Raw genomic sequence first — 3,074 nt, forward strand, 5'->3', positions numbered from 1 at the left:
CGCTCCTCGCTGATGCGTTCGAAGCCATTCCGCGCACCCGACTGACGCGCCGAGGAATCAGCGGTCAGTGTCCCGACGGGATCAGGATCCAGAGAATGATGTAGACCCACAGGGAGAGGCCAAGGAACAAGACGGCGACGACCGTCAGTAACCGGACGAGACCGACGCTCCACCCGAATCTGCGGGCGACCCCGCTGCACACGCCCGCGAGCCAGCGGTCATCAGTGGGTCGTAGCAGTCCGTTCATGGTCACCATCATTCCGTAAACCTTCGCGGTCACGCTAGGGTCTTGCGAGAGCTCGACCCGGGCCGAACGCCTAGTGCGCCTCGGCGACCGCGGGAGCACTCGGCAACTCATTGATGCCGCGAATGATCTTGTGCAGACGACCCACCTCGCGCGGCTTGAGCCTCAGCACTAGCCGCGGCTGCTGCACGTCGTCCCCATCCGCGACCTCCGGCGGAAGCGGGCCGGTCGCACGGATGCCCGACTCGGTCAGCGCGCCGAATCGCTCGTTCAACTCGCGCACCTCATCCTCGCTCGGCTCCTTACGCAGCCGGAGCACGAGGTCGCTCTGCACCCACCGCAGCGAGTGGTAGTTGCGCCAGAAGCCCGTCACCTCGGCGGCTGCCGCCTCTTCGCTCTCGGTTATGAGGATGCGGTCGAAGTCGTCCTGCGCGATAACTCCGGCCGGGATCAACTGCTTGTCAGCGTAGGCGCGGAGATCCGTCCAGAAGCTGCCACCCTCGCGGTCGAGCAGCACGATGGGCACGGGGGTCGCCTTGCCGGTCTGCTGCAGCGTCAGCAACTCGAACAGTTCATCCAGCGTTCCGAAACCACCGGGGACACAGATGAACCCGCTCGACTCCTTGACGAGCATGAGCTTCCTGGTGAAGAAGTACCGCATGGTCACGAGGTTGACCTCGTCGGAGAGCACCGCGTTGGGCGCCTCGAAGGGCAGGCGAATCGATACGCCGATCGACGATTCCGCGCCCGCGCCCTCGGCCGCCGCCTGCATGATGCCGGGGCCGGCGCCCGTGACGACCATCCAGTCGCGCTTCGCAAGTGCGGCCGCGACCGACTCCGTGATCGTGTAGAGCACGTCGTCCTGCTGGGTGCGCGCCGAACCGAAGATCGTCACCTTCGGGCGATCCCTGTAGCGAGCGAAGAGCTGGAAAGCGGAGCGCATCTCCGTTATCGCGGAGGTTGCGATCTTGAGGTCGCCCCGCTCCGTGCCATCGACACCCAGCCCGATGCCGGTGCGCAGGACTCTCTCGATCAGGTCGTTATTCGCGTCCACTCCCGCTTCCGCGGCAACCGTGCGGAGCTGTTCGATAACGGTGTCTGGAAACTCTCGTCGGGCCATACCTCAGCTTGGCATGTCGCGGTAACGAGTCGCTGAACGCCGAGCCGGTCGGGCAGACAGCTGATCCACGTTGCCAGCCTCGCCCTCCATCCCGCTGGCCCTTTCATCGGGCGCCTGCGAACACGGACGCCACGGCGAAAGCACCGGCCGTGATGCCCACGGCCGCGATGACCGTTACCGTGACGTTCGACACAGTCCACCGCATGGGAGGAAGCATGCGTGTGACGAGAGTGCCGAGGGGCAGGAGGACGATGATCCCGGTGATAATGCCGGGCATAGGACTCCACGAGAGCAGACTCACAACTGCATGACTTGCGCCATTGAACATCAGCGCGTAGGCGACGCACGCCAGCACTTCTGCGCTCCACCGCGGTCGAAACGCAACAGCGGCGACGGCGATCACGAGCACGGCCGACGTGACGATAGCGAGAACGACCGCGAACTCGGCCTGGTCTCCATGCAGCGAGCGCCCCGGAAGCCAGGGGTGAGTCGCGATCCACGTGGTCATTCCGAGCGCCCACTCTTCAAAGTTGTGCAGCACTACAGCGCTGGCCGTCGCTATCCAAAGCACCGCCAGGCGCCGGTCGCTTACTGCAGCGGACCTTCTGTCGCTCACGGCCTCTATGCGCATCCGATTCATGATGCTCCCTTACGATTGTATTAGAACCTAATACGACTGTATAGTGAGTACATGGTCGGTACAAGCGATGGGAAGCACAAGCTTGCCGATGCGCTCACACGCGTCGTGGCCCGCGAAGGCATCGCAGGGGTGAGCGTACGCGTGGTCGCAGCCGAGGCGGGAGTGAGCGCTGGAACGGTGCAACACTACTTCCCCACTCGTGCCGAGATGTTGCGGTACGCGATGGAATGGACATCAACCCAAGTTGAGCAGCGCCTCACCGGAGCCCCTCGGTGGGGCGACGTGTGGGAGTGGACGAGGGAGATCTTGCTGGATCTGCTGCCGCTGAGCGTCGACCGACAACGGGAACACGCAGTCTGGCTCGCGTTCGTCGCGTACGCAGACACCGATCCGCTGCTAGCCGCTCTGAAGCGACAGACAGGCCTAAAGCTACGCGGGCTCTACTCACGCATTATCCGTGAGCGGAGAGGTCTCCCCGCGCTTGCCGAGAGCACCGCCAACGACGGTCTCGACGCCGATTCGCTGCTCCTGCAGTCCTTTATCGACGGGCTCGCGATGCAACTCGCAGACCTAGAACTGGACGAAGCAGTAAAACTGGGCCCGCAAATGCTCGACCGCTACCTCGACTTGGCCGTCGATGGGGTCGGCGACAAGACAGTGTCGGCGGCTCTCGCCCCGCGCGGCGGAGACCCTGTTGACCGCTCTCCGTCTGCTGGAAAGGAATAGTCTGGGTTGCCATGAGTGCTGTACAGCAGGTTCAAGTTACGTTTGATTGCGAAGAGCCTCGCAAAGTCGCGGAGTTCTGGAAAGCTGTTCTCGGCTACGTGGATCCGCCCGTTCCTCCGGGCTTCGAATCGTGGGACGCCTTCAACGATGCCCTGCCCGTCGAGGAGAGGGGTTCCTCATGGGCGTGCCAAGACCCGAACGGAATCGGCCCGAGACTCTACTTCCAACGTGTGCCGGAGTCGAAAACGGTCAAGAACCGCGTCCATCTCGACGTTCGTGTTGTCGCAGGACTCCGCGGAGAAGAGCGCCTCAGCGTGCTCGAGGCAGAAGGCACACGCCTCGAG

At 63.7% G+C, this 3,074-nt stretch carries 5 protein-coding genes; 2 read left to right on the forward strand and 3 right to left on the reverse strand.

Going from position 1 to position 3,074, the window contains the following annotated elements; all coding sequences use genetic code 11:
• Window positions 1–64 precede the first annotated feature (64 nt).
• The 3 genes from Q0O95_RS13840 to Q0O95_RS13850 all read right to left on the reverse strand — a co-directional run bounded on the left by Q0O95_RS13840 (window position 65) and on the right by Q0O95_RS13850 (window position 2,004).
• The gene (locus Q0O95_RS13840; RefSeq protein WP_293699882.1) at window positions 65–280 is read right to left on the reverse strand and encodes a PspC domain-containing protein; all 216 of its coding nucleotides are present in this window, start codon (window positions 278–280) and stop codon (window positions 65–67) included.
• Window positions 281–317: 37 nt separating this feature from the next.
• Entirely contained in the window at window positions 318–1,364 is a 1,047-nt protein-coding gene (locus Q0O95_RS13845; protein ID WP_293699884.1) for a TIGR00730 family Rossman fold protein, read from the reverse strand.
• A 103-nt stretch (window positions 1,365–1,467) separates the two neighbouring features.
• Window positions 1,468–2,004, reverse strand: coding sequence for an HXXEE domain-containing protein (locus Q0O95_RS13850; protein WP_366516500.1), 537 nt, complete (start codon window positions 2,002–2,004; stop codon window positions 1,468–1,470).
• Between the two features lie 51 nt (window positions 2,005–2,055).
• On the opposite strand from Q0O95_RS13850, the gene Q0O95_RS13855 reads away from it, so the two are divergent.
• The gene (locus tag Q0O95_RS13855) at window positions 2,056–2,730 is read left to right on the forward strand and encodes a TetR/AcrR family transcriptional regulator (protein WP_293699887.1); all 675 of its coding nucleotides are present in this window, start codon (window positions 2,056–2,058) and stop codon (window positions 2,728–2,730) included.
• Window positions 2,731–2,741: 11 nt separating this feature from the next.
• Window positions 2,742–3,074 (forward strand): VOC family protein (locus tag Q0O95_RS13860; protein ID WP_293699890.1); only part of this gene is annotated, 333 nt, incomplete at its 3' end.

The organism is uncultured Agrococcus sp. (assembly GCF_945915485.1).
Classification (GTDB): Bacteria; Actinomycetota; Actinomycetes; order Actinomycetales; family Microbacteriaceae; genus Agrococcus.